Below are 24,534 nucleotides of genomic sequence, written 5' to 3'. Positions count from 1 at the left end.
TTGCTCAATGACTCTGTGGTGTAATGCCAGTACCTCGATTAACGTCAGAAAACGCACTATGCTAACCGCTGATACAACTCAGTATTTTTTGTGAGAACATAATCGGCTGCATCAACAAACCCCGTTTTTTGAGAATTAAGCCAATCCTCTAGGCTTGCCTTCAGTAAAACTTCAATCCCAATCCCATGCATGGTTGCTAAATCTTGCAGCTTTTGGAATTGGGTATCTGAAAGGTCAAGGGTAATAGAAGCCACGGCGATCGCCCTCCTGATATTTTTGTGCTAAGTCTAGCATCGACTCCAAACATTTAAGGATATCGAGAGAGTATTCCCTTAGTGATGGATGGTGGTGATCGCCCCGACTAACCTAACTACCATTTTGCTGCCTGACTTGCTGCAACAACTCTTGAATGGATAAAACGGGTATGGGTGAATTCAAAAAACCTTGAGAGTCACGGGTCACAATTGCTTCTAATCCTTGGTTGACGGCGCTAAAGATTTGAACAGCGTCTTCAAAATCAGCCAAGTCAGAATTAAAAGCTGATTCCAGAACGTCTCGATCAACTGGACAAATCATCATGGCAGTCAGTATTTCTGAGACTGCTTGCCGCGCTTGCTCAACATTACGAGTATGTCTGCGTGAGATATAAAAAATGTCTGTTAGTGTTGTTGCTGTGACATAGCCAACAATCTCACCTACATCAATTGCCTGAAACAGCAGTTCTGCATCCTGGAAAAATGGCTCTCGTTGCAGTAAAAAATCTAAAATAATATTGGTATCAACTAAGACTTTCACTGAAGATACTTCTCCGCCCGTTTTTCTTCCAGCATCACTGCCACTTCGTCATCTGTTGGCGCGGGTTGTTCCGTTTTTAACAATCCTTTCATTCGCCGAATTGCCCTAGAGCGGTCTACTTGAACAGCGGTCGTATCTTGTAAGGACTCAACGATAGCGGCGATTAGCGCGAGGCGATCGCTAGGTGGCAACTTGAAGATTTGCGCTTTTAGTTCTTGTGACAACATAGATTACTCCCAGGTTCAACGGGATTTCCCATTCAGTATGAGTGATCCTATTCTGAATGACCAAGGTAATGCTCGGTGCTTTGTCGGAGATTTCGATCTGGCGATCGCCCCTCAACAGATGATTGCTGCCTTGATTTGCTGAATGTCTAAAAACTTATCCAACTGTTTTCCAAAGCCAAAAGCCAACGCCAAGAACTAGAACAATCCCAGCAATCCACGCAAATTTTGTCCAATTTGAAGCAGGCTTCACCGGGGGAGTCGGTTCTACTTGAAATTTTGGTGTATTAAGATGTGAAAGTAGATTTTCCGGCGTGGCAATATTCTGGAAAATCTTTGTGACCCCAGGCCAAACATAATCGGTATTGTAGGCATTTGGGCCATCTTTAACGCCGCCAAAATCCTTAAATAAAGCATCGTCATAATATTGCGTCGAAGTCACCGCTTGATTATGAAAAGCGACCAGGGGCGGCTCGTTTTCTGGATTGGAATAGGAAAAATAAATCGCCTTATTTTCACTGGCGATCGCCTCATAATTAGAAGTAGCTTGTCCCCGCATCGGATCAACCCATTGACTGGGCGGCACCAAGGTATCAGAACCACCATGTAAGATTGCTACGGGCTGCTTTAGATCTGGCCCCGTATCCTGAATCAAAATCGGGGCTGCCGTGAAAGGAGACCGGAACAACTTCAAGATCCAAATCGCAATTTTGGGGATGCCCATTTCCGTACTGGCAGCGGGATCGGCTGTGACGATTTGCTTCGGGAAAAAGCGATTGCTAGGCGAATCTTTCAGCACAGAGGGGAGACTCAAGGCAATTAATCCACCCAAAGAATGACCAAAGGCAAAGGTCTCTAAGCTTTCCTGATTCCAGTGGGCATAGCGTTCCTGGGTCGTTAAATATTCCCAAGCATCTTCCGGGAGGGCGATCGCATTACTCAGCCATTCCGTTGGTGAATGCACTAGGCTCAAACCTACCGTAGACAAAAGATGAATCAAATTTTTCCCATACTCCCGCCGAAACCAGCTACACACAGTCAGCAGCAAAATAATCACGACCAAAGCCCAGGCCACGCGGCGCAAGTCTCCCATCGTAAAGGCAGATAGGCCACGGCTTAAACCCGTATCATTCCGTTCGTAAATTTCTGAAAATAGAGGGTGAATATCTTCTGTTGCTAAGGTCTTCTGGGCTGACTTCTGAGTTTGCGTCGCAGCCGCTAGCCATTGCTGAATATGGGGCTGAGATTGTCGGGGTGGCGTTGGCGTTTGGGGTGCTGTATTCGGATAAAAACTCCGCTGAAAATCAGGAAAAAAGACAATGTATCCTTGCTTTACCAACTCAAGCAGATGGGCCTCATAAAAAGAAGGCATACAGAGGGCAAACCCATGGAGATAAAGAATGACATTCAGCTTTGTGCCAGGATTTGAGGCGGACTCTGGGACATACACGCGAATAAATGTCCCATCTGCATGGCTGCCGCCCTGGTACACATAATATTCCCCCTCCGGCACATGCTCGCACATCCAAGATTCAGAAGCCGCCAGTGACATAGCTTGTAGATCCCCCTAATGAAATGGTGTAAACGCAGATTTATATAGTGTTTTGGCACTGGTCATACTTTTAACGCTTTTCCTCAGTTTTGTGGTTGAGTTTATAATCAGCCGCTGGCCAAATTTTATTAATCTCATCGGCCTGGTGCTGGGCATTAAATCGCTCCCAGATAATGCCATTCACATCCACTTCTTGGGTAAATTCCACTGCCGTAGGATCTTCCCAACCCAAATGTCTCAGGGAACCTGGAGGGCAGGTAGAATCTTGGCGCACTGAGAGGTTTAAACTGCTGGTTCTCCAGAGGGCATATTCCCCCGGAATGAATAAGTAAGGCGCTGTCCCTAAACGAGCTGTATAGTCCGCCACGGTTGCTGCAATTTTGTCGGTAGAAAGGGCGAGGTGTAGTTTCTTCATCGCTATCTGTTTTTAAGATTCTGGGGCATCGGTCGCCGCAACCTTACTTTGGTTTCGCCAAATACCAGTGATCCCAGCCGTCACAATATGAGACAACAACCCAGCCGGCCCTGCAAAAAGACATAGGGCGAGGGAATGGCGGGTGAAAATGCCTTTTTCTAACCCCTGTTGATAAATCCAGCGCCCGACAAACAAATCCATCACGAGAAAATGCGTCCAGCCAGTGGCCATCACCGGCGGTAACGAAAATAAAGCCGCTAAATCACCCAAGGTGGGATTTGACCAGATTGCAGCTTGGTCTGGATCGAGGGAAAGGGCAAACAAACCGACATATACAACGGCCAGAATCCCAAAGGGCACCAGGGAATCCATGAGTTTTTGGGTGCCTTGCCATTGGGGGGCAATGACCATTAATCCCCAAAAGGGCAATACAAATAAGTTTGTAAGATTAAATACAATGTCTAAGTTTTCTAACGTCATATTACTGATAAGTAACGGTATAGACAGGGTTTGCGGCCCATTTGGGTATGATAACTGTAGCGTATCAATCTTGCTGACTTTACACGGTAAATTTAAATCTTAAAAAAGTATTAATAAGGTTTAGAATAGGTGTGTCACTATGGAGACAATAAGGTGTTTATTCGACTGGCTCAACAACATCGTGATTTCGTAAAAGACCTCGTCATGAGTCTACAGGCCCTGGCGATCGCCCTTGAGAACCGTGGTTACCTCGCGTCCTGCTATACCTGCGGCACCGAACTCAATAGCGCTTCCTTTATGGTGAGTCTAGGCGAAAATCATCTCATTCGTTTTCTCGTTTCCGATTACGGCATCACCTGGACAGAAATGCGTGATGAGCGGGAGCTGATGAAGCTAGAAGGCGCAGAAGCGATCAGCCAACTCCAGGAGCTCGCCAACATGATCAAGTACGAGCGGGAACTGCCCAAAGAGTTTTCTTACCAGCGTCCTGAATCTGACTCTTTGGTCACCCTCTAGGCCCTAGTTCAATTGCTTCGTCTAGAAATGATTTTTTGAATTTCTCTTCAATTTTCGGACTGACTGCCACGGATCTCCCGAATGGGTGGAGATCTCTTTTGCTTGATGACCCATACTTTTTAAGAGGTGCTGTTTAGGAGCCGAAGATCGGCAGGACAATGGTCACAAATAGATAAACGACTGGCGCAGTAAAAACATAGCTATCAGTGCGGTCGAGGATTCCGCCGTGGCCCGGAATCAACTGTCCAGAATCCTTAAAGCCCGCATCCCGTTTCATGATTGATTCGGTTAGGTCTCCGAGTAGGGTGGTGACGCTGATGAGCAGCCCCAAAAGTGTTCCCGTGATGGGCCACCATGACCAATCGAGATACCAAGCCCCGGCGATCGCCACGAAGATAGTCCCTAAGGCTCCAAATACAGCCCCTTCGACGGTCTTTTTGGGGCTAATGGCCGAGAGCTTCGTTTTCCCTAGCCATTTGCCCATGAAGTAAGCCCCAATGTCGGCGGCCCAAATACAAACCATCACGACAAAGGTCAACTTGAGGGCCTGGGGCAAATTAAACCACTCTCCCCAGGAAGCCGGAAGATAGCCATAGAAGGGTAAGTTACTCACGGCTTCCGTTTCTGCGAGGCTGCCCATCCTCAGTCGTACCCAGTAGCTGGGCATATAACCGCCGTAAAAGAGTCCCAAAATTGAGGTGGAGAGATCGGCAATAGTTGCCATTTTGGGCTGGAATAGAAGATAAAAGCAGATAAACGTCCCGGCGAGGGGAAAGAGGGCGTCAGCAAGGCTCGGACTCAAGGTCGCAATCACAAGCAACAATTGAGACACGACTAGGGTGGTTTTTACCGCTGGTGCTAATCCCTTTGCCCGAACCATCCGGAAGTATTCTTGTTGGCCGAGAAAGACGAGGATGCCCATTCCCAAGGTAAAGTACCATCCCCCCAAGACAATGAGGGTCAAGGCCAGGGCGATCGCCACTACACCACTAATGATTCGCGACAAAGACATAAAACTGCAAGCTCACGGCTGGGGGCTTCAATAAAAGAATTAAAGCGGGTTCCCCAGGGTTGTTAAAGAAAATTTTATCAAACGTTAACAAGATTCACGGTACAGACGCGATGAATTCACCCGGTGGGCGCGTCCCTAGTGTTTCCTGTGACGAAGTACAGTACCCAAAAAATGCTAACACAACTCCTTTGGTCGCGGCTAAAGACCATGGCCTAGAAGTGATTTGGTTAGGCATGCTCGGAGGTGACATTGGCATCGATCCAATGGCCATAGGCGGTTTCTACCTGATCAAGGGCGATCGCATAGATGGCGGGCAGTTCATAGGGGTGGTTGGCTTTGATCGCGGTTTCCAAGGCAGCATATTGGGCCGCAGTGGTCTTAAGGAGGAGTCGAAATTCTGGTTCCTGCTGTAGCTGACCTTCCCAATAATAAAAGCTTTCAACTTCACTAATGTGGATACAAGCCGCGAGACGGAGATCCATAATTTGTTTGGCGATCGCCTGGGCTTCCTGGCGACTGCTGACGGTGGTAACGGCCATGAGATATTGCATCGACTTGATGAATCAACGAATGCTAAAATTCAAGTCTAAGCGGATTTAACGACAAAGGGTTGAAATCCCGCCCCTTGGGGCGTAATTAATGCTCTATAATCATATCGTTGACACGGCAACGGATAGCGAAAACCAAGCTAAACACATACAAAGTATTTTTTGTAACCGTGATTTTTGTCCCCGGGAACCGGGGAGTCCGCCTATCGCCAGAATATAAGACTCGCTATTCCTCGGAATAGAAAGCTATTCTTTGGGTAGGAAGCCTCGCTGCTTGCGGCGGGGTAGTTCACACGGCTTCCAACGGATGTAGCGGCGCTTGCCAGCTTGTTTAGCTTGATAAAGGGCTTTATCCGCGAAGTCTAAAACCAGCAACACATCTTCATGGTCAATGGGCCAGATTGCTAAACCGATGCTCGTGCCAATTTCGACGGTATGGTGACTCAGTTCAAAGGGCTGGGTCAGGGCGAATAAAACTTTTTGGGCAATGATCCTCGCAATATTTTCAGCTTGCGCCATGGGCAGAGGCAATAACAATAAAAACTCATCGCCCCCAAGTCGAACTCCGGCTTGGCCAACCCGCAATTCCATACGCAACCGATTGGCCACCGCTTTTAAAAGCTCATCCCCCACGCCGTGGCCGTGGTGATCATTGACCTGCTTAAACCCATCAAGATCGAGGGCCAGCACTGCCAGGGCTTGATCATTGGGAATCGCCCCTTCTGGATAATCCGCGAGAAACAACCGTAAACCTTCACGATTGGTAAGACCTGTGAGGGGGTCACGGCGGGAGGCTTGTTCTGCCAACTGCCGGGCTTTTTTTTGTTGTTCGCCTTCGTACTGGAGGTGGCGGATGGTTTGCTCTACGGTCTGGATCTCATCTGGGGCACGATACCGAGAAGAAATAGGCGTTTCTGGTGTAGACCATGCCTGCTGGCTCATGCGACTCAGACGGCGCAAAGGACGACTCAGCCAACCGGATAAATACCAAATCCCCACAATGGATAAACTACCAATCAGCAAGGAATAAACCCAGATATTGCGGGCTAAGCTGCGGGCCGGGGCGAGGGCGATCGCCTCTGGTTGTCTGGCTACCGTAAACCAGCCTAAACCAGGGTAATTTTGATAACCTTGGGTGCGACGAATATCCGTTAAATAACGGGTGCCGCCGGGCCAACGCAACACGAGGGAACGGGATTCACCTGGGGCGAGCTCCTCAAGGGGCAAAAAACCCATCAATGTTCCATCACTCCATTCCTCTGGGCCAAGCAGTTTATTTCCCTCAGCAGAAATGATGAAGAGTTCTTTTTGCCTTTCCCCAGCAATGGGCTCCATTAAAGTTGACTGGGTATTATCGGCCCATTCCCAGCTTAAGTGGGCGGCGAGGACTCCCTGGAACACCCCATCAATGCTCTCGACTGGTATTGCAATATCGACAAATTGAATTGGTTCTCCGTTGGGAAGCAGGGGAAATTTATTGGCCAATAACACTGCGTCATGGACATCCCCGATAAATTCTCCTTGGCGGCCCTCCTGAAAAACTGGGCGGCTGGCAATGGACTGGCCTTCGAGGATTCGGTCGGTGGCAATGCTGACGGTTCCCTGGGGATCGAGAAAGCCGATCCAGGTAAACATGGGTACGAATTCTTGGGCTTGTTCCAAGAGCCGTCTGGCTTCAGGATCCCGTTGGCGATCGCCAAATACAGGAATCACCGCGAGGGTTTTGACTTCATTGAGCCTTGCCCACATCCGCAGATCTAGCAGACTCGCAAACTGACGATTAATGTCCCCTAGATGTTCGGCGGCGGCGGTTTTATTGCTGACAATCGCCTGCTGACCCACCAGGGCACTCACTAGCCCCCCCACAAACAATAGGGCAAATCCATAGAAAATAGTGAGACGTTGCCGATAATTCATCTCGTGGCAAAGCGATCAATGCACCCTAAATGATAATGCTAGTGGATGCTGTTGTTTAGCCTAGGGACACCAAAGATAGAAATCAAGGTTTACTTGTTTTTTATTTACAACAAAAAATAGGGGGTCATAAAAATGCTCCCCCCGAAAAGTCAACTATTTAATCTGTTAATTTGAGATCCACAGGCACAACTAGGGTGCTAACGCATTACCCCGCAGCAGACTACCAATGGTTTTCGCGGTAATCTTCATCTGCTTGAGAGGATTAGCAGGAACAACGGTCTTGTACAGGTAGCTGTCAAAGGTGAGCTTCTGCACATCGATGTCAGCACACATTTCCACAAAGGCTTCGCGGGTGGCATCGGAACGGTAGAAAACCCGCTGGAGAATGTCCAGGACGAGGTAAGTCGCACCGTACTGCTTATCCCAACGCTTCAGGTATTGCTTGAGATCGGCTTCGGTGGGAACGCGCTGACCGTTGTTAGAAGCTTCGACGATCACCTCGGCACACATCCGCGCTGATTTGGCCGCAAAGTAAATGCCTTCACCAGAGGACTTGGTTACAGTACCGGCTGCATCACCAACGAGGGCGACACGACCAACAACGCGCCGGGGTCTGGGGTGTTCGGGAATGGGGTGGGCTTCTACTTTGATGATTTCGCCACCTTCGAGGCGTTTCGCCGCGCGGGCCCGGATGCCAGCTTGTAATTGCTTGATTTTGGCTTGGTTGACTTTCATGGTGCCAGTCCCAACAGCCACGTGGTCATATTTCGGGAAGACCCAAGCGTAGAAGTCAGGGGATACATCGTCACCGACATACATTTCGGCCAGTTCTTCGTAGTAGGCCATTTTGTCTTCGGGAAGACGAATCCGCTCTTGGAAGGCGATCGCATAGTTATAATCACCAGCATCGATGGCTTTGGCCACACGGGAGTTGGCTCCATCAGCACCGACAACCAAATCCACCTTCAGGGTTTTCATTTCCCCTTTCACTTCGCCGTTGGAGTGGTCGGAGTAGTGGAGGACGTAGGGATCGGTATTGTTGTTGGGGATCTCAAGTTTGAAAACGGTACCGTTGATCAGCGTTGCGCCGAGGTCAGCGGCTCGGTTGCGCATGAAGCTATCCATCACTTCGCGGCGGCACATCCCGATGTATTCATCGTCCTTGAGGGTTTGACCAATGTTGACTTCGATATTGGAAGGGGAAATCATCTTCATTTTCCGCACACGACGGTCGATGATCTCCGGGGGTAAGTCAAATTCGTCAACCATACAGAGGGGAATCGCCCCACCGCAGGGTTTGGCATTGTCCAGTTTGCGCTCGAAAATGTAGGTTTCGATGCCAGCTTTAGCTAAGATTTCGGCGGCGGAAGAACCGGCTGGCCCTCCTCCCACAACAGCGACCCGTAGTACCAAGGCTTTGCTCCTCGTCTCGTGATGAACTATACGTTGGGCATGGTATCACGGACTATCTGGGGCGTGCAGGCGATCGCCAAGGTTTCAGAAAATCTCGCAATAGACCTTAACAAGTTTGTTAAAAAAGTTAATGTTGATCGCCCTAAAAGCAATCTTGATCCTAGGGAATCCTCTATCTTGGTGCTCCTGCCCCGTTGAAAAATTTCAGGTTCAAAAATTTGGGGTTTCTTGGGCGTCTTGGGGGAGTTTACGGCCCGTTACCCGAAAAGCAGCCACAAGGGTCGAGAGGGCGATCGCCCCCAGGGCAAAGGCATTTAGTCCTACCATGATCCTTGGCCCCCAGATCCGCCGCTGTAGATCCTGTAAAAAGGCTTGGTGGGAGCCGGCAAAAATAATTTCACTCTGGATACTGTGGTTACCCGCTTCCGGTTCTGGCCCCACGGGGGCGTTGATAATTTCTTTTTTGCCAACAATAACGACCTGTTGTCGGGGATTAAGAAAGCGTAAATTCCGGTCTAGGGGCCAATTTCGAGGCTCGTAGGTCTCGTCATCAATAGCGATCTGGGTATCGTCGAGATCAAAGAGGATCTTGCGAGGCGTCCAGAGGCCATTGTCGTCTACATAGGCGAGGTATTCGTTATCTCGGCCCCGCACCGGATTATCGGGGCTAGCCACCGCCACCACCACAACAAGTTCTTCGGCTTCGATTTCTTGGAGATTCCGAAAAGTAGTTGTAGGCTCTAGGGCCACCGTGCGCTGAATCTGCTGCTGGGTTTGATAGGCGATCGCCAGATTAATCCCCAACACCACCATCAACACAACCACCGCCGGGAAAAAACGCTGGGTAAAGTTTTTAAATGTTTTGCAGCGGGGCAGACCGACCCGGAACAAACCAAAGGCGATCGCCACCACCCCACAGAAAATCAGAAGATTAATAAACATTGCAATCGAAACCACCTGCAATCACAGCTAAATGCCTTTAGGGTAGCGGCAAACGCTTTTTGGGGCTAAAAATGTCGGTAGTCTGGCCTAGGCAGCTAGGGAAAGGGGCTTACTTTTTTCCAAAATTTGCTGGTAGTAACTCTGTAATTGTGCCGTTGCCGCTGCCCAACCCCATTTTTCCGCTTCCTGGCGGGCTTGTACCCGGAGCATTTCCCGCTGGGTTGCATCCATCGCGAGGAGTTTTTGGGTTGCTTTTACGGCTCCGTCAGGATCTTGGGGGTCAAACATATAACCATTTTCGCCATCGGTAACGATATCAGGAATGCCACCGGAATTAGCTGCCACCACCGGACAACCCGCCGCCATCGCTTCGAGGAGGACTAAGCCAAGGGTTTCTGTGCGAGACGGGAACACAAAAGCATCAGCAGAAGCAAAAGCAGACGCCAGTTCTAAACCCTGGAGATAACCGACAAAGTGGGTATTGGTGCCCGCAAAATGGGCTTCTAGTTCAGCGCGGTAGGGGCCATCGCCAACAATCGCCAAGCGTGATCCAGGAATCGCTTCGAGGACGGGTTTAATTTGATCAATTTGTTTTTCTGCGGAGACTCGACCCACATAAAGTAACAAAGGCGCTTCTGGATGTCCCTGGGAAAGGCGATCGCGCATCTTCTCAGACTTTAAACTGGGCTGGAACATCTCTGTATCTACGCCCCGCTGCCACAGATCCAGGTTTTTAATGCCATGGCTGTGGAGTTCTTCGACCATTGCCGTAGAGGTACAGAGGTTTAATTCCGCTTGGTTATGGGCCGCTTTGAGGAGTTCCCAGAGCAAGCCTTCGAGGGCACCGAGGCCGTAATGCTGGAGATATTGGGGCAGGTGGGTATGGTAGGAGGCGATCAGGGGAATGTGGAGTTTTTTCGCGAAGAAAATCCCTCCCAAGCCAAGGATTGCGGGGTTGACCACATGAATGAGATCCGGCTGAAATTCCTCTAGGGCACGGCCCACCGAAGGCCCAGGAAATGCCATTTTTAGTTCGGGATATAAGGGCAGAGGATTGCCTTTAACGCCGTAGACCACGGCTCCTTTGTGTTCCCGCAGGCCACCGTCGGGACAAAATACCATTACTTGATCTCCGCTGCGTTGGAGATGATCTACGGTGTGGCGCAGTCTGGTGACAATCCCATCGACTTTCGGCAAAAAGGTTTCGGTAAACAGAGCTATACGCATGGCGATCGCAAACGAAGAAAATAGTTTGTCTGTAGGGTATCAGACGGGGTGACATTTCTTGACAATGGATCGCGGTTTTAAGGGGAGATTAAGGGGTTTCTGGAAGGTTGGGGGATAGCCCTAGATCCTCAGCATCAAATTCAAAGTATTGGTGAAATTTCGCGCTCACTTCGAGCCAATAGGAGCGCCCCTCTTGCTGCCGTCGCCGTTTAATAAAGCCCTGGGCCAAAAGATCCTGGATATGTTGGTAGGCACCACTACCCCGCAATTCGATCAGTTCCGTTTGTAGAATTGGTGATTTTAAGGCGATCGCCGCCAGGGTTCTTTGGGCACCAATGCTTAACTCTGTGGGGATAAGATTCGTCACGAGGGCTTGAAAGCTTTCCCGCAGTTGCAGGCTAAATCCGGTGGGGGTTTCTACCACTTCAAGGGCGCTGTCCCGGTGGGCATAATCATCCATCAATTCCAAAAGAGCATCGGCCACCAGGTGCCGGGGTTGTCCAGCGGTATCGGCCAATTCTTCCAGGCTCAGGGGTTGGGCTTTGATGTAGAGAATTGCCTCTAGGGTCGTCGCAAGCTTCATGGGGGGCAGACCAAACGGGGTGGGGTTTAGCCTCCCACTGTATCGGCTTTATTTCTGCTCCGGCAAGAGTTCGAGCTGTTGAGGCGGCGGCTGAATTTTAAAACTTTGGCGGTGGTGGGGCGTCAGTCCGTATTGCCAAATGGCTTGGCGATGTTTTTGGGTGCCATAGCCTTTGTTATTGGCTAAATCATATTCAGGATAATGCTCTGCCAATTGAATAATGTCTTGATCCCGTTGCACTTTAGCGAGGATACTGGCGGCAGCGATCGCCTTTACTTTGCTGTCCCCTTGAATAATCGCCTGTTGGGGGTAATTCAGTTTAGGAATAGTTTGGCGGCCATCAACAAAAATTTCCGTGGGTTTAATCTGTAATTTTTCAACAGCACGGGTCATCGCGAGAAACGTCGCCTGCAAAATATTAAGCTGGTCAATTTCGGCCACCGACGCCGAGGCGATCGCCCAGTCCGTTACCAGAGCCTGAATTTGGGGTACGAGGGTTTCTCGCCGTTTGGCCGACAGCTTTTTACTATCAGTAACACCCAGCTCCCCCAGGGCTTGTTCTTGGATTGTATTAACCACCACCACCGCGGCCACCACCGGCCCAAACAAACAGCCCCGGCCCACTTCATCAACGCCCGCCAGTAAAACCATGGTCTAGGCTTGGGTGGGCTGAGCTAACTGTTGGAGATTTTCCCAAGAAGCTAAGGAGCGTAGCGGTGTAAAACAGGGAGCCGTTTCTGCTTGGGGGAAATAGGTCAGCGGGTCGAGGGCGATCGCCTTTTCTAAACTCCGAAAAGCCCCTTGGCCATCACCGATCTGGGCCAAACAACGGGCTTGGGCATACCAAGTTTCTGCATCGTCGGGGGCATCAATTAGGGCTTGGGTAAAGGCGGCGATCGCCGCTGGGTAATTCCCCAAACTTGCGAGGGTGTTTCCCCGTTGGTACCAGGCCCAAAAATCATTGGGTTTTGCGTTGAGGGCTTGGTCGTAGCTGGCCAGGGCCGCTTCTGGTTTTCCCCAAGCTTGGAGGGCATCGCCTCGACGATACCAACACCAATAATCTCCAGGGCGAAATTCGAGGGCACGGTCATAGGCAGTCACAGCACGATCCTGACGGCCCAGGAGTCGCCAACATTCCCCTTGACGATAAATCGCCCAATAGTCGTTGGGTTGGGCGGCGAGGGCTTTTTCAAAACAGGCGATCGCCTGGGTGTAAACCTGGAGGACTTCCATGTAGAGGCAACCCTGGTCATACCAAGACCAATAGTTTTCTGGGCCAATGGCACAGGCCCGTTGGTAGGCGGTGATCGCCTCATCCACATGGCCTAATTTTTCATGGGCGATCGCCAGATGATACCAGGCCCAATAGTCATTGGGATAATATTCCAGGGCGCGATGGTAGCAGAGCAACGCTTCATCGACATTGCCTTCGAGCCAGCAGAGTTGTCCCTGCTGATACCAACCTCTATAACTGTCGGGACGGCATTCTAGGGGGCGATAGGTTGTGCGGGCTACGGTGAGTAAGTCTTCCATCCCAGGCGGTAATCTTGCGTTTTTTGGCAGATTAATAATTTTTCTATATCTAAGATAACGGATTTGTTAAGGTAATCTGAAGTCTGGATTTGACCTGCTTTGGGCGATTTTGCCCGGTTGAATAGGCCATTGGGACGGATTATTCACGCCGACGTTTTGTTACAAATTTTACGATTTTTATGCTGCCCACGGATTTACTCATGCACCGTCGCCAGGGGGAGAGCCTCATCCCGAAATATTTAGCTCCCAACAAGCAGGCGATCGCCTTAGCTGAAACTTTAATTGACTGTTTTCAACGGTGTCAGGGGGAACAGAAAAAAGTCCTCCAGGCGGAACTCCAGGAAATCGAAGGAGATAGCACCGATTTTAAAGTGCAGCGGGGTTTAGCCCACCTGTTGAAAAATCATTTCAGCACCTTTGAAATTGTCAGTCCCCTCGAACCCCAGATGTTGCGGGAAAAGGTGTTTGCCCAGGCCGCTGCAACGATGCCAATTCCCGAACAACAATTCAAAATCCTGGAGGCGATCGCCACCGAATTAAACAAAGCCCCGGATCAATCCGTCACCCCCGCAGCCGTTGCCACGGGTCTCTATGCCGATTTACCCGAAAATCACATTCTCACGGAGTTTTCGGCTCCCACTCCCCAAACGTTAATCGACCGCTATAACCTTTCCCAAGTCCAGGGCATTTTTTACAAAGCGAGCCAGCTCATCATCCATGCCCACCGCAATGACCCAGGGGAATACAAACTGCTATTCCGCTACCTGAAGCTTTTTCAACTGATGACCTACATCGAAGGCGATGCGGACACGGGCTTTACGATCACCATCGATGGCCCCACCAGTTTATTTAAGGCCAGTACCCGCTATGGCTTGGCGATCGCCAAAATGCTTCCGGCCCTGCTCCATGTGAGCAAATGGCAACTAGAGGCCCACCTGCAATACAAAGACACCTACAGCAACACCATGCGCCAGGGACAATTTAGCCTTGATGACAGTTGTAATCTCGTTAGCCACTATCCTCCCGGTAAACCCTATGACAGCATGCTCGAAGAATCTTTTGTGAAAGGCTGGCAAAAGCTGAAAACCGAATGGCAACTTGAACGGGAAGTTGATTTGATTCCGTTGCCGGGGAGTGTAATGATTCCCGATTTTCGTCTGGTGCATCCCGATGGCCAGGAATATCTTTTAGAAATTGTCGGTTATTGGCGACCGGAATATCTTCAGAAAAAATTCGCTCAGATTCGTCGCGCTGAACAACCTAATCTAATCATTGCCATTTCAGACCGTCTCAATCTTCAAAAAGCGGGCGTAAAATTCGACGATTTACCGAACCCAATTATTTGGTTTAAAAACAAACTGCCAGCTAAAAATATTTTGCAAATTATCGCATAAATGTCTACGTTGCTGACGCAATGAAAATGTCTAAATTTCTGACCTAATGAGCCTCTCAATGAATTATTGTCGCACGCATTGCCCCCAATCATAGAGTTTTAGAAGCTATATTAGAAACGTTGTCATCTATGTCATAAAAATCAGCAAGATCATAAATGAGTTATTTAATTATTGGTGCGAGTCTTAATCCTGAAAGCCGCAGTCAAATTCTCGCAGAACAAGCACAATTACTGCTGCAAAATCAAGGAAAATCTGCCCAATGGCTAGATCTTAGAAAGCTTGATTTACCTTTTTGTGCCGGGAGAAGCACCTACGATCACCCAAGCCTGCCTCCATTGAATGAAATGGTGGCCGAAGCGGAGGGCATCATCGTCGCTACTCCTATTTACAATTACGATGTGAATGCTGCTCTTAAAAATTTCTTGGAACTCACTGGTCAGTCTTGGCAAGAAAAAACGGTGGGGTTTCTCTGTGCTGCGGGGGGAAAATCTAGTTATATGTCTGTGATGTCCTTTGCGAATAATTTAATGTTCGATTTCCGCTGTTTAATCGTGCCACGTTTTGTTTACGCGACGCGGGAAGCTTTTGCGGAAGGAAAAATTGTCGATGAAACAATCGAAACCCGATTAGCAGAATTGGTACATGATTTGGTGCGAATCACAGAAGCCTTAAAGACCCAATAAACATAGTTCCTGACAACTAGAATATAGCTAAAGGTTGAAGTTTATCTTTAATCCGATCACACTTTTAGCTAACCAAATTTCTCAGTTTATTTATTGTGGCGATCGCCTGCTATTCTGCACTTTAGCAATGTCAGAAATTTCAACAAGATCAACATGTCTTGATTGAATTCATTTGTGAATCGCAAAACTAAAGAACAAACCTTAAAACTCAGCATTTAGAGGGGTACGGGGGAAAGGAATCACATCGCGGATATTGCCCATCCCGGTCATAAACTGCACCAGTCTTTCAAAACCAAGACCAAAGCCCGCATGGGGGACGGTGCCAAACCGCCGTAGATCGAGATACCACCACAGATCTGCTGCTTCGATGTTCATCTCCTGAATGCGTCGTTCCAGCACATCGAGCCGTTCTTCCCGTTGGGAGCCACCAATAATTTCGCCAATTTTTGGCGCGAGCACATCCATGGCCGCCACGGTTTTCTGGTCATCATTGAGGCGCATATAAAAAGCCTTAATATCTTTTGGATAGTTGCTCACGATCAAGGGCTTTTTAAATAGGTCTTCGGCGAGATAACGCTCATGTTCTGACTGGAGATCGATCCCCCATTCCACTGGAAATTCAAAGGTTTTATTGCTTTTTTCTAAAAGGGCGATCGCCTCGGTGTAGGTAATGCGGGCGAACTCATTCTCGATAATATTTTGAGCCGTGGCGAGGACAGAATTATCAATGCGCTTGTTGAAAAATTCCATGTCTTCAGGGCAAGCTTCCAACACATACTTGAAGATGTAGCGCAAAAATTCCTCGGCCAAATCCTGGTCGCCGACAATATCGCAAAAGGCCATTTCCGGTTCGACCATCCAAAACTCCGCCAAGTGCCTGGAAGTGTTGGAGTTTTCTGCCCGGAAGGTCGGCCCAAACGTATAAACATCTTTGAAAGCCATCGCCATCACTTCTGCTTCCAACTGACCGCTCACGGTGAGATAAGCAGGTCGCCCAAAAAAGTCTTCGGCATAGTCAACGGCTCCCTCTTTTGTCCGCTTCGGATTGGCCAGATCAAAATTGGTGACCGCAAACATTTCCCCGGCCCCTTCGCAATCGCTGGCAGTAATAATCGGCGTGTGAGCCCAGATAAAGCCCCGTTCCTGGAAAAATTGGTGAATCGCGGTGGCACAGGCATTCCGCACCCGCATCACTGCCCCCATGGTGTTGGTTTTGCCGCGCAGGTGGCCGATGGTGCGCAAAAATTCGAAGCTATGGCGTTTTTTCTGGAGGGGATAGGTTTCCGGATCTGCTTCCCCGTGGACAGTCACCGCTTTGGCCTGGAGTTCGATGCGTTGCCCTTTACCTGGGGATTCCACCACTAACCCCGTCGCTGTAACCGCAGCCCCTGTATTGAGCTTTTTAATGATTGCTTCGTAGTCGGCCAGATTGCCATCGATAATCACTTGGAGGCCATTCATCGTGGAGCCGTCGCTAATTTCAATGAAAGAAAATCCCTTCAATTCCCGTTTGGTTTTGACCCATCCCTCGGCGGTGATGGTGCTGTTGATGGCGGCGGTGTTGAGGATTTCCTTAATGCGCATGGTCGTTGATCGAGTCTGAGGTAGAGGAACTGAAAATAAGTGCGCCCTTTATCTTACCGAGTTTGCGGGGTTCAGGGCAGAAATGGGGACGGTTTCGTCAAATCCATGGTGCGACAGGTGCGTTGGCCAAACCAGCGGTAACGGTTAGTCGCCACCAGCCGATAGAGCCAATCCCGGAAGTTTTGCGGTAAAGGTCGGGCCAAAGTGAACAGTTGCCAGGGGCCGCCCAGCCTTTGACAGATAGCCAAGCAAGCATCGGAGGCATAGTAGGTATTCACCCCATCAAAATAGGCGATCGCCCAGTCTTCTGGATTTTCGGGGAGGGGTGGTAAATATTGCTGGGCCGTTTTTCCTTGGAGGGGGGCGAGATAAAACTTTTGGTCTGGGTCGATTTTGAGCATCAAATCCACAAAACCATTGCAAAGATTGCATTCCCCATCAAAGAAAATAATTGGCTTTGCTTGATCAAACATTGAAGTATTTCGCGACAGGGTGGTAGGTAATGATCGCCGAGGTGGATTGTTCGGGATAAATTTGCTCACTTTCGTCCATGTACATGCCAATGCGGTCGGTTTTCAGGAGGTCTAACTGGGTGTATTGATCCAAAATATTCGGACAAGCCGGATAACCAAAACTGTAGCGAGAGCCTTGGTAGCGCTGTTTCAACATATCTTTAATATTGTCGGGTTCAGCATCCCCAAAGCCTAATTCCCGTCGAATCCGAGCGTGACACCATTCTGCAAGGGCTTCCGCCGTTTGGACAGCGATGCCGTGGTAGTAGAGATAATCGGTGTATTCGTCGGCGGCAAAGAGTTTTCGGGCGTATTCCGTCGCAACTTCCCCCACGGTCACTGCCTGCATGGGAAATACATCTAAAACTCCCGATTCGGTAGACGCAAAGAAATCGGCAATGCACAGGCGTTTGCCGGATTTTTGCCGGGGAAATTCAAAGCGGGCCACTTCGCTAAGGGTCTGTTCGCTGACATATTCGTCGGGATCATAAATGATCAAGGTGTTGCCTTCCGATTGGCAGGGGAAATAACCATAAATCACTGTCGGATCAAGGATTTTTTCGGCGATCGCCTTTTGTTTCCATTGTTCTAAAAGCGGATGGACGGTGTCTTGAATGAACTGGTCATATTCCTCTTTAGATTGTTCTTTGGTTTTGCGGAATTGCCATTGACCCACAAATAATGCCTGAAGATCGAGATGCCAAAAAATTTCTTCTAGATCAATGTCTTCAGCCCGGAGAATTTTTGTCCCCCAGAAGGGAGGCCGGGGACGGGCGATATTATCCTCGACAAATTCAGAACGACGGGTATCGACAACTTCTGGTTCTTGGGATTTGGTTTCTTCGACGGCAATTTCTTCACCATCGCCGCTATAGGTGCGCTGGTTCGCTTCGGCATAGTCCCCTAGGAAACCATCAAAATCGTCCCATTGCTGCTCGGCCTTAGCGGGCATGAGTTTATCCATGAAATGGAGATCAGCGAAGGCATCTTTCCCGTAAATCACTTGTCCTTTGTAGGTATTTTGACAGTCTTGATAAACAAATTTGGGTGTTAAAGCGGCTCCCCCCAAAATCACGGGAACGGTAATCCCTTTTTCGTTAAAGGCTTCTAAATTGTCCTTCATAAAGGCAGTGGACTTTACCAATAACCCACTCATGGCAATACAATCTGCACCATTTTCTTCGTAGGCTTGGATAATGTTTTCAACGGGTTGCTTAATACCCAAATTAATTACTTTATAGCCATTATTGGACAGAATAATATCAACTAAATTCTTACCGATATCATGGACATCGCCCTTCACGGTGGCAATGATAAATGTACCTTTGCCGCTATCATCGCCTTCTTCTTTATCCATGTAGGGTTCGAGGAAAGCCACGGCAGCTTTCATGGTTTGGGCTGACTGCAAAACAAAGGGTAATTGCATTTGGCCAGAGCCGAACAGTTCCCCCACAACTTTCATGCCGTCGAGCAGGAAAATATTAATAATATCAAGGGGTGGATATTGCTCCAGAGCTTCAGTTAAAGCCTCTTCTAAACCAAGTCGTTCGCCATCAATAATGTGCTGTTTTAAGCGTTCATTAACAGGCAGATTTTTATCAATGGCTTCGGATTTTTTCGCTTTTTTCCCAGCAAATAATTCAGTGAGTTTCGTTAGCGGATCGTAGGTGCAAACTTCCCCCTCAAATTCGCGGCGATCGCCAATCAGATCCCGGCAAATTTTGATATGCTCTGGATCAATTTTCGCCATCGGTAAAATCTTACTGGCGCTCACAATCGCCGAATCCATTCCCAACTGCATCGCATCATGCAAAAAGACAGAGTTCAACACCTGGCGCGCCGCCGGATTTAGGCCGAAGGAAATATTAGAAACCCCAAGGATAATGTGACATCCTGGCAATTCCTTGTGAATTCTTTCAATCGCGTCGAGGGTCGCCTGTCCGTTATTTCTATCTTCCTCAATCCCCGTGGAAATCGGTAAAGCCAAGGGATCAAAGAACACTTCATGGGCGGGAAGGCCATAGGCGATCGCCGCATCATAGGCACGTTTGGCAATCTCAAATTTCTTCTCGGCGGTGCGGGCCATTCCTTCTTCGTCGATGGTGCCGATTACCACCCCGGCCCCGTATTTTTTCGCGAGGGAAAGCACCTGATAAAAGCGCTCTTCACCGTCTTCGTAGTTGGTGGAATTGAGAATACATTTCCCGCCAGCCACCTTTAAACCAGCCTCCATTTTTTCCCATTCGGTGGAGTCAAGCATCAAGGGCAGGGTGACGTTATTCACCAAGCGGGAAGCCAATTCATGCATATCGCGCACCCCGTCCCGCCCGACATAATCGACGTTCACATCGAGGACATGGGCACCTTCTTTTACCTGGGATTTGGCGAGTGACACCAGGCTATCCCAATCCTCTTCGTTTAATAATGTGCGGCATTTTTTCGAGCCACTGGCATTTAAGCGTTCGCCAACAATTAAAAAGGAGTTGTCTTGGATATAGGGTTGGGGACTATAGATCGAGGCCGCAGCGGGTTCATAGTCAGGGTGACGCTCTTTTGGCGTGAGTTCAGCCGCAATTTCTGCTAAGGCTTGAATATGTTCGGGGCGCGTGCCGCAACAACCGCCGATCACCTGGACACCGAGATCCTCGACGAAGTGCATCATTGCCATCTTCATTTCGAGAGGTGTGAGCTTGTAGTGGGCCTGGCCGCCAACGTTTTCGGGCAATCCAGCGTTTGGGATACAAGACACGATGAAGGGGGAATGCTCCGACAAATATTTAACGTGTTCCTTCATCAGGTCGGGGCCAGTGGCACAGTTCAACCCTAAAATGTCAATCCTGTAGGGTTCGAGAATGGCAACGGCGGCGGCAATCTCAGTGCCGACCAGCATTGTGCCCATGGTTTCCATCGTCACCGAGACCATGATCGGCAGACGATCGCCTTTTTTCGTGAAGGTGCGTTCAATGCCATTGAGGGCCGCTTTAATTTGCAATACATCCTGACAGGTTTCTACGAGCATCAGATCCGCGCCGCCATCATAGAGACCTTCGGCCTGTTCCGCAAAGGCATTTTCTAGGGTGTCGTAGTCAATGTGGCCCAAGCTCGGTAATTTTGTCCCAGGGCCAATGGAACCTGCCACAAAACGCGGTTTTTCAGACGTCGAAAATTCTGCCGTGACACTTTTCGCCAGTTCTGCAGCTTTTTTATTCAGTTCATAGGCGCGATCGCCGAGGTCATATTCCGCAAGGACGATCGAAGTACCACCAAAGGTATCTGTCTCAATCACATCCGCCCCAGCCGCTAGGAAGGCCCGGTGCACGGTGGCAACGGCTTCCGGCTTTGTCTGAACTAAATACTCATTACAGCCTTCATATTCAGCCCCCCCAAAATCTGCCGCCGTCAAATTCTGTACTTGCAGATTGGTGCCCATTGCCCCATCGAACACAAGGACAGGGCGCTCAGGACTATTTAGGCGATCGAGGAAGGCACTTTTCATGGAGAAATGTTTCGGCGGTATAGAACAAACAAATAAATAATGGCGTTCTATATTCTAACCTGATTACTCGGCCTGGGTTTGCCTGTTTTTCCTATCATTTTGGGCGGATTATGCCCTGGTTTTCCTAGGCGATCGCCTAGGAAAAAGTCCGTGAATCATCATCGCTTGGTACTCCCCTCAAGAATTTTCATCAGGGGCGATCGCCTCAGTTTCAGTTGAAGCCTCCGGTGCTTTCGGGGTCGTACGCGCTGGAGCTGGCGGATTAGCCGGAGTTGAGTTTGTTGAATTGGTGGGGGCAGGTTGGGGTTTCGGCATAAACGCCGCACAAAAAGCGGGTTCGTATCTATAGTTCACGCTGACCCGGTAGTTGCTATTTTTCCCATCAAAGCGGGCGTTACGAATATCTTGACTCGCTTGGTTATCCAAGGCATTTGTCCCAGAGCTTTGCACCAGGTTCCATTGGGAAGGACTACCTTCTGGGGACACGGTGACATTGTAAGTCGCGGTACCGCTAGCTTGGCTACTACAGGCCCCCTTGGGATAGTTTCCTGTCAGGCTACGATTGACTGCCGCTGTATTGCGGGCCGCCGTTTGGCTTGGGGGCGGTGTGTTGGTGCTGGGTGTGGGAGGGCGGTTATTCGTATTATTCGTGCCACTATTACCGTTACTATTGCTACTGCCATTGTTATTGCGCAGTTCCCGTGGCTTGAGCAAATCGGCATCAAAGTAAACTTCACCCCTGTTTGGGTTATTAGTACGGGGTTGGAGGGCGATCGCCGCTTCTTCTTCGAGTCGCCGTTGCCGTTCCACTAATTCCGGGTCGGGTTTGGTGGGAATCGTGAACTGTTGCTGTTGGCCAGAATTTCCATTGGGTCTGGGGGGTGTCAAGCTCGGTAAAGCGCCCCGCTCTGTCTCTGTTGGTGCATTAGGAAGCTGGGAACTGGTCTGGTTCGGAACGTTCGGTGGTGGCGGCAAAAAGCTCATATTCCGGGGGGGCGGCGGTGGTGCAAACCCGGTATAGCTACTGGAGATTGGGGGTGGACTGAGGGGAATAAAGGAAAAACTATCTTGCCCTAAACTGGGAGCCATGGGTGTTGGTAGGGTATTGAGGCCAGTAATGTACGTCCCGTTGGGATCCATTCCCTGACCACTTAAGCCAGACAAGTCCAAATTAAAATCTGGGCTCGCCTCGAAAATTGATAAATCTAAGGACGCTGTTGTCGAAGGGAGACGATTTTGCACCTCCGGGGGTAAATCCACCACCCTCACTACCGAACGCTCCTGGGACTCTGGGGGCGCATTGTCAAAGCTGGCCCACAGGGGAATCGTTGCTGCTGCCAATCCATGCAAGGCAATAGAACCAATAACGGCTGCTCCCTGGGGACGCCGGGCATAATCACCCAAATTTCTAAAGCTTTGGAAGAATTGGTCTCTGGGGCTAGCGAGGCTTTTGTCTAACATGAATCCAAAGGGGGCCGAGGGCAGATAGATGGCAAAAGATTGCTGTTCGATTCTAACTGATCACCCTGACAAATTTGGCACAGAATCCATTCGCTAGAATGCCTTTAGAAATTCTTTCCAGGAGCAGCACTTTCCATGGCGAATCGCTTGGCCGACACCAAAAGTCTCTATCTTCGCAAACACGCGGATAATCCCATCGACTGGTGGTATTGGTGTGATGAGGCTTTGGCCCAGGCAAAGGCAGAAAATAAGCCCATTTTTCTCTCCATTGGTTATTCTTCCTGCCATTGGTGCACTGTGATGGAAGGGGAAGCGTTTTCTGATCCAGAAATTGCCACCTATTTAAACGAAAATTTTTTACCCATCAAAGTGGATCGCGAGGAACGGCCAGACATCGACAGCATCTATATGCAAGCGTTGCAACTGATGACAGGGCAAGGGGGCTGGCCACTGAATATTTTTCTGACGCCGGCTGATTTGATGCCATTTTATGGGGGTACCTATTTTCCTGTTTCTCCCCGGTATAATCGCCCTGGATTTTTGGATGTGCTGATGTCTCTGCGACGGTTCTTTGATGAGGAGCCGGAGAAACTCCAGGAGATTAAAACTGAAATTTTCACAATTTTAGACCGTTCTGCTCAACTGCCCCAGGGCCAAGCGCCCCTCGATCAAAATCTGTTTCTCAAAGGCCTAGAGCCTTGTACTGCCATTGTGGGCCGGGGTGATGCGGGGCCAAGTTTTCCGATGATCCCCTACGGGGCGATCGCCTTACAGGGAAGTCGTTTTACCTCGAATGCGCGCCACAACGGTTTGTTAGTGAGTACCAAACGGGGTTTAGACCTTGCCCTGGGGGGAATTTATGACCATGTGGGGGGCGGCTTCCATCGCTATACCGTCGATCCCCATTGGACAGTGCCCCATTTTGAAAAAATGCTCTATGACAACGGGCAAATCACCGAGTTTCTCGCCAATCTGTGGGCTGAGGGGGTGACGGAGCCGGCCTTTAAAACGGCCCTAGAGGGAACCGTCGCTTGGCTCGCCCGGGAAATGACAGCCCCCCAAGGCTATTTTTATGCAGCCCAGGATGCCGATAGTTTTCTCGATGCCGGGCACCCAGAACCAGAAGAAGGCGCTTTCTATGTCTGGGATTACGACGAACTCCAGACGCAACTCACGGCGGCACAATTTGCTGAATTGGAACAGGCATTTTTTATTGCGCCGGACGGTAATTTTGAGGGAAAAATTGTTTTAAAACGACGGCAATCCACAGAAATTTCGGAGAGCTTGCAAGGCATTCTTGATCAATTATTTACAGAGCGCTACGGTACGCCCCGGCAGGCCCTCGATCAGTTTCCCCCTGCCCGCGATAACACCGAAGCAAAGGCAACAGCTTGGCCCAGCAGAATTCCGGCGGTTACAGATACGAAATTAATTGTGGCCTGGAATAGTTTGATGATTTCGGGATTGGCGCGGATCTATGGGGTTTTGGGTCTCGAAAAAGCTTGGGAATTAGCCGTCAACTGTGTCAATTTTATCCTCGAACACCAATGGCAAGGAGGTCGTTTATATCGGCTAAATTTTGACGGGGAAGCAGACGGGATGGCCCAGTCGGAAGATTATGCTTTCCTCATCAAAGCTTTGTTGGATTTGCAGACCAATCACCCTGAGCAGACGCATTGGCTCGAAAAGGCGATCGCCCTCCAGACAGAATTCGATCAGCAGTTTTGGTCAACGGATTTGAAGGGGTATTTTAACAACCGCCAAAGTCCCGAACTCTTGATCCAAGAACGCAGTTACCAAGACAATGCCACCCCTGCGGCTAATGGTGTTGCCATCTGTAATTTGATGCGTCTTTTCTTGCTTACAGAAAATACCCAGTACCTCGACCGCGCCACGGATGCATTGCTGTCCTTTGGGTCTGTGCTCGAAAAATCCCCACAACAGTGCCCCACATTACTTTTAGCCTTGGATTGGTACTTACATGGCACCGTTGTAAAAGCGAAGCCGCAGCAATTATTGAAACTCAGAAAAACCCTGTTAAATTCGGTGGTGCTTAAACCCACCCAGGAATTGCCTGCGGGGAGTATTGCCCTGGTGTGCCAAGGGTTGAATTGTTTAGAACCTTGTCGCAGCGAAAGTCAATTGGCGACTCAGCTTCAAACAAGTTTACAGCGGTGAGGGGTGTGAATTAGGCAACTTCGGTTACGCTGGATTTGCGATTCAATCCGTCTTCTCCCCATAAGCGCC

The 24,534-nt window shown here is 49.5% G+C and carries 23 protein-coding genes; 4 read left to right on the top strand and 19 right to left on the bottom strand.

What is annotated here, in order from left to right:
- Positions 1–56 precede the first annotated feature (56 nt).
- From AACQ84_RS12525 to AACQ84_RS12500, 6 genes are all read right to left on the bottom strand, one after another.
- The gene (locus tag AACQ84_RS12525; RefSeq protein WP_012308082.1) at positions 57–254 is read right to left on the bottom strand and encodes a hypothetical protein; all 198 of its coding nucleotides are present in this window, start codon (positions 252–254) and stop codon (positions 57–59) included.
- Between the two features lie 112 nt (positions 255–366).
- Positions 367–795 carry a type II toxin-antitoxin system VapC family toxin gene (locus AACQ84_RS12520; protein WP_012308081.1) on the bottom strand — a complete coding sequence of 143 codons (429 nt, stop codon included), beginning with the start codon at positions 793–795 and terminating at the stop codon, positions 367–369.
- Positions 792–1,022 (bottom strand): hypothetical protein, encoded by a 231-nt coding sequence (locus AACQ84_RS12515; RefSeq protein WP_012308080.1) that lies wholly within the window; start codon positions 1,020–1,022, stop codon positions 792–794. The genes AACQ84_RS12520 and AACQ84_RS12515 overlap by 4 nt, the downstream gene beginning before the upstream one ends.
- 154 nt (positions 1,023–1,176) lie before the next feature.
- A complete protein-coding gene (locus AACQ84_RS12510) occupies positions 1,177–2,571 on the bottom strand; it encodes a hypothetical protein (RefSeq protein WP_143589397.1) in 1,395 nt (464 codons plus the stop codon).
- A 70-nt stretch (positions 2,572–2,641) separates the two neighbouring features.
- On the bottom strand, positions 2,642–2,986 hold the full coding sequence (locus AACQ84_RS12505) for a hypothetical protein (protein WP_012308078.1): 345 nt from the start codon (positions 2,984–2,986) through the stop codon (positions 2,642–2,644).
- Positions 2,987–2,998: 12 nt separating this feature from the next.
- Positions 2,999–3,397 (bottom strand): ABA4-like family protein, encoded by a 399-nt coding sequence (locus tag AACQ84_RS12500; protein ID WP_232321374.1) that lies wholly within the window; start codon positions 3,395–3,397, stop codon positions 2,999–3,001.
- 222 nt (positions 3,398–3,619) lie between these two features.
- Between AACQ84_RS12500 and AACQ84_RS12495 the strand changes: the two genes are divergently transcribed.
- A complete protein-coding gene (locus AACQ84_RS12495; protein WP_012308076.1) occupies positions 3,620–3,982 on the top strand; it encodes a DUF1815 family protein in 363 nt (120 codons plus the stop codon).
- A gap of 133 nt (positions 3,983–4,115) precedes the next feature.
- Here the strand turns inward: AACQ84_RS12495 and AACQ84_RS12490 are convergent, their stop codons facing one another.
- From AACQ84_RS12490 to AACQ84_RS12450, 9 genes are all read right to left on the bottom strand, one after another.
- Positions 4,116–4,994 (bottom strand): phosphatidate cytidylyltransferase, encoded by an 879-nt coding sequence (locus AACQ84_RS12490; RefSeq protein ID WP_012308075.1) that lies wholly within the window; start codon positions 4,992–4,994, stop codon positions 4,116–4,118.
- A 227-nt stretch (positions 4,995–5,221) separates the two neighbouring features.
- Positions 5,222–5,545, bottom strand: coding sequence for a divalent-cation tolerance protein CutA (gene cutA, locus AACQ84_RS12485; RefSeq protein WP_012308074.1), 324 nt, complete (start codon positions 5,543–5,545; stop codon positions 5,222–5,224).
- 243 nt (positions 5,546–5,788) lie between these two features.
- Positions 5,789–7,459, bottom strand: coding sequence for a sensor domain-containing diguanylate cyclase (locus tag AACQ84_RS12480; RefSeq protein ID WP_012308073.1), 1,671 nt, complete (start codon positions 7,457–7,459; stop codon positions 5,789–5,791).
- 189 nt (positions 7,460–7,648) lie between these two features.
- Complete coding sequence (gene chlP / locus AACQ84_RS12475; protein ID WP_012308072.1) at positions 7,649–8,872, bottom strand: geranylgeranyl reductase; 1,224 nt, start codon at positions 8,870–8,872, stop codon at positions 7,649–7,651.
- A gap of 210 nt (positions 8,873–9,082) precedes the next feature.
- A complete protein-coding gene (locus AACQ84_RS12470) occupies positions 9,083–9,814 on the bottom strand; it encodes a hypothetical protein (protein WP_012308071.1) in 732 nt (243 codons plus the stop codon).
- An 87-nt stretch (positions 9,815–9,901) separates the two neighbouring features.
- Positions 9,902–11,041, bottom strand: coding sequence for a glycosyltransferase family 4 protein (locus AACQ84_RS12465; protein WP_012308070.1), 1,140 nt, complete (start codon positions 11,039–11,041; stop codon positions 9,902–9,904).
- An 88-nt stretch (positions 11,042–11,129) separates the two neighbouring features.
- Complete coding sequence (scpB, locus tag AACQ84_RS12460) at positions 11,130–11,624, bottom strand: SMC-Scp complex subunit ScpB (protein ID WP_012308069.1); 495 nt, start codon at positions 11,622–11,624, stop codon at positions 11,130–11,132.
- 48 nt (positions 11,625–11,672) lie between these two features.
- A complete protein-coding gene (locus tag AACQ84_RS12455; protein WP_012308068.1) occupies positions 11,673–12,275 on the bottom strand; it encodes a ribonuclease HII in 603 nt (200 codons plus the stop codon).
- A gap of 3 nt (positions 12,276–12,278) precedes the next feature.
- The gene (locus tag AACQ84_RS12450; protein WP_012308067.1) at positions 12,279–13,157 is read right to left on the bottom strand and encodes a tetratricopeptide repeat protein; all 879 of its coding nucleotides are present in this window, start codon (positions 13,155–13,157) and stop codon (positions 12,279–12,281) included.
- Between the two features lie 179 nt (positions 13,158–13,336).
- On the opposite strand from AACQ84_RS12450, the gene AACQ84_RS12445 reads away from it, so the two are divergent.
- Entirely contained in the window at positions 13,337–14,551 is a 1,215-nt protein-coding gene (locus AACQ84_RS12445; RefSeq protein WP_012308066.1) for a DUF790 family protein, read from the top strand.
- Between the two features lie 155 nt (positions 14,552–14,706).
- Complete coding sequence (locus tag AACQ84_RS12440; RefSeq protein ID WP_012308065.1) at positions 14,707–15,234, top strand: NADPH-dependent FMN reductase; 528 nt, start codon at positions 14,707–14,709, stop codon at positions 15,232–15,234.
- A 201-nt stretch (positions 15,235–15,435) separates the two neighbouring features.
- Here AACQ84_RS12440 and asnS read toward each other — a convergent pair whose 3' ends face one another.
- The 4 genes from asnS to AACQ84_RS12420 all read right to left on the bottom strand — a co-directional run bounded on the left by asnS (position 15,436) and on the right by AACQ84_RS12420 (position 22,287).
- Complete coding sequence (gene asnS / locus AACQ84_RS12435) at positions 15,436–16,818, bottom strand: asparagine--tRNA ligase (protein ID WP_012308064.1); 1,383 nt, start codon at positions 16,816–16,818, stop codon at positions 15,436–15,438.
- Between the two features lie 71 nt (positions 16,819–16,889).
- On the bottom strand, positions 16,890–17,291 hold the full coding sequence (locus AACQ84_RS12430; RefSeq protein WP_012308063.1) for a thiol-disulfide oxidoreductase DCC family protein: 402 nt from the start codon (positions 17,289–17,291) through the stop codon (positions 16,890–16,892).
- The gene (gene metH, locus AACQ84_RS12425; protein WP_012308062.1) at positions 17,284–20,826 is read right to left on the bottom strand and encodes a methionine synthase; all 3,543 of its coding nucleotides are present in this window, start codon (positions 20,824–20,826) and stop codon (positions 17,284–17,286) included. Before metH ends, AACQ84_RS12430 begins: the two co-directional genes overlap by 8 nt.
- A gap of 177 nt (positions 20,827–21,003) precedes the next feature.
- Positions 21,004–22,287, bottom strand: coding sequence for a TonB family protein (locus AACQ84_RS12420; protein WP_012308061.1), 1,284 nt, complete (start codon positions 22,285–22,287; stop codon positions 21,004–21,006).
- Positions 22,288–22,422: 135 nt separating this feature from the next.
- Between AACQ84_RS12420 and AACQ84_RS12415 the strand changes: the two genes are divergently transcribed.
- Positions 22,423–24,465 (top strand): thioredoxin domain-containing protein, encoded by a 2,043-nt coding sequence (locus AACQ84_RS12415; protein WP_012308060.1) that lies wholly within the window; start codon positions 22,423–22,425, stop codon positions 24,463–24,465.
- The last annotated feature ends 69 nt before the right edge of the window (positions 24,466–24,534 follow it).

The sequence above is a fragment of the Picosynechococcus sp. PCC 7002 genome (assembly GCF_963860125.1).
Taxonomy (GTDB): domain Bacteria; phylum Cyanobacteriota; class Cyanobacteriia; order Cyanobacteriales; family MRBY01; genus MRBY01.
This window is presented reverse-complemented; position numbering and strand designations above follow the sequence as displayed.

Coding starts and splice junctions, on each gene's coding strand:
- AACQ84_RS12465 (WP_012308070.1), bottom strand. CDS start 11,041: ATGCGTATAGCTCTGTTTACCGAAACCTTTTTGCCGAAAGTCGATGGG.
- AACQ84_RS12445 (WP_012308066.1), top strand. CDS start 13,337: ATGCTGCCCACGGATTTACTCATGCACCGTCGCCAGGGGGAGAGCCTC.
- metH (WP_012308062.1), bottom strand. CDS start 20,826: ATGAAAAGTGCCTTCCTCGATCGCCTAAATAGTCCTGAGCGCCCTGTC.
- AACQ84_RS12455 (WP_012308068.1), bottom strand. CDS start 12,275: ATGGTTTTACTGGCGGGCGTTGATGAAGTGGGCCGGGGCTGTTTGTTT.
- AACQ84_RS12420 (WP_012308061.1), bottom strand. CDS start 22,287: ATGTTAGACAAAAGCCTCGCTAGCCCCAGAGACCAATTCTTCCAAAGC.
- AACQ84_RS12500 (WP_232321374.1), bottom strand. CDS start 3,397: ATGGTCATTGCCCCCCAATGGCAAGGCACCCAAAAACTCATGGATTCC.
- AACQ84_RS12510 (WP_143589397.1), bottom strand. CDS start 2,571: ATGTCACTGGCGGCTTCTGAATCTTGGATGTGCGAGCATGTGCCGGAG.
- AACQ84_RS12430 (WP_012308063.1), bottom strand. CDS start 17,291: ATGTTTGATCAAGCAAAGCCAATTATTTTCTTTGATGGGGAATGCAAT.
- AACQ84_RS12470 (WP_012308071.1), bottom strand. CDS start 9,814: ATGTTTATTAATCTTCTGATTTTCTGTGGGGTGGTGGCGATCGCCTTT.
- cutA (WP_012308074.1), bottom strand. CDS start 5,545: ATGCAATATCTCATGGCCGTTACCACCGTCAGCAGTCGCCAGGAAGCC.
- AACQ84_RS12450 (WP_012308067.1), bottom strand. CDS start 13,157: ATGGAAGACTTACTCACCGTAGCCCGCACAACCTATCGCCCCCTAGAA.
- AACQ84_RS12480 (WP_012308073.1), bottom strand. CDS start 7,459: ATGAATTATCGGCAACGTCTCACTATTTTCTATGGATTTGCCCTATTG.
- AACQ84_RS12415 (WP_012308060.1), top strand. CDS start 22,423: ATGGCGAATCGCTTGGCCGACACCAAAAGTCTCTATCTTCGCAAACAC.
- AACQ84_RS12515 (WP_012308080.1), bottom strand. CDS start 1,022: ATGTTGTCACAAGAACTAAAAGCGCAAATCTTCAAGTTGCCACCTAGC.
- AACQ84_RS12505 (WP_012308078.1), bottom strand. CDS start 2,986: ATGAAGAAACTACACCTCGCCCTTTCTACCGACAAAATTGCAGCAACC.
- AACQ84_RS12440 (WP_012308065.1), top strand. CDS start 14,707: ATGAGTTATTTAATTATTGGTGCGAGTCTTAATCCTGAAAGCCGCAGT.
- scpB (WP_012308069.1), bottom strand. CDS start 11,624: ATGAAGCTTGCGACGACCCTAGAGGCAATTCTCTACATCAAAGCCCAA.
- AACQ84_RS12490 (WP_012308075.1), bottom strand. CDS start 4,994: ATGTCTTTGTCGCGAATCATTAGTGGTGTAGTGGCGATCGCCCTGGCC.
- asnS (WP_012308064.1), bottom strand. CDS start 16,818: ATGCGCATTAAGGAAATCCTCAACACCGCCGCCATCAACAGCACCATC.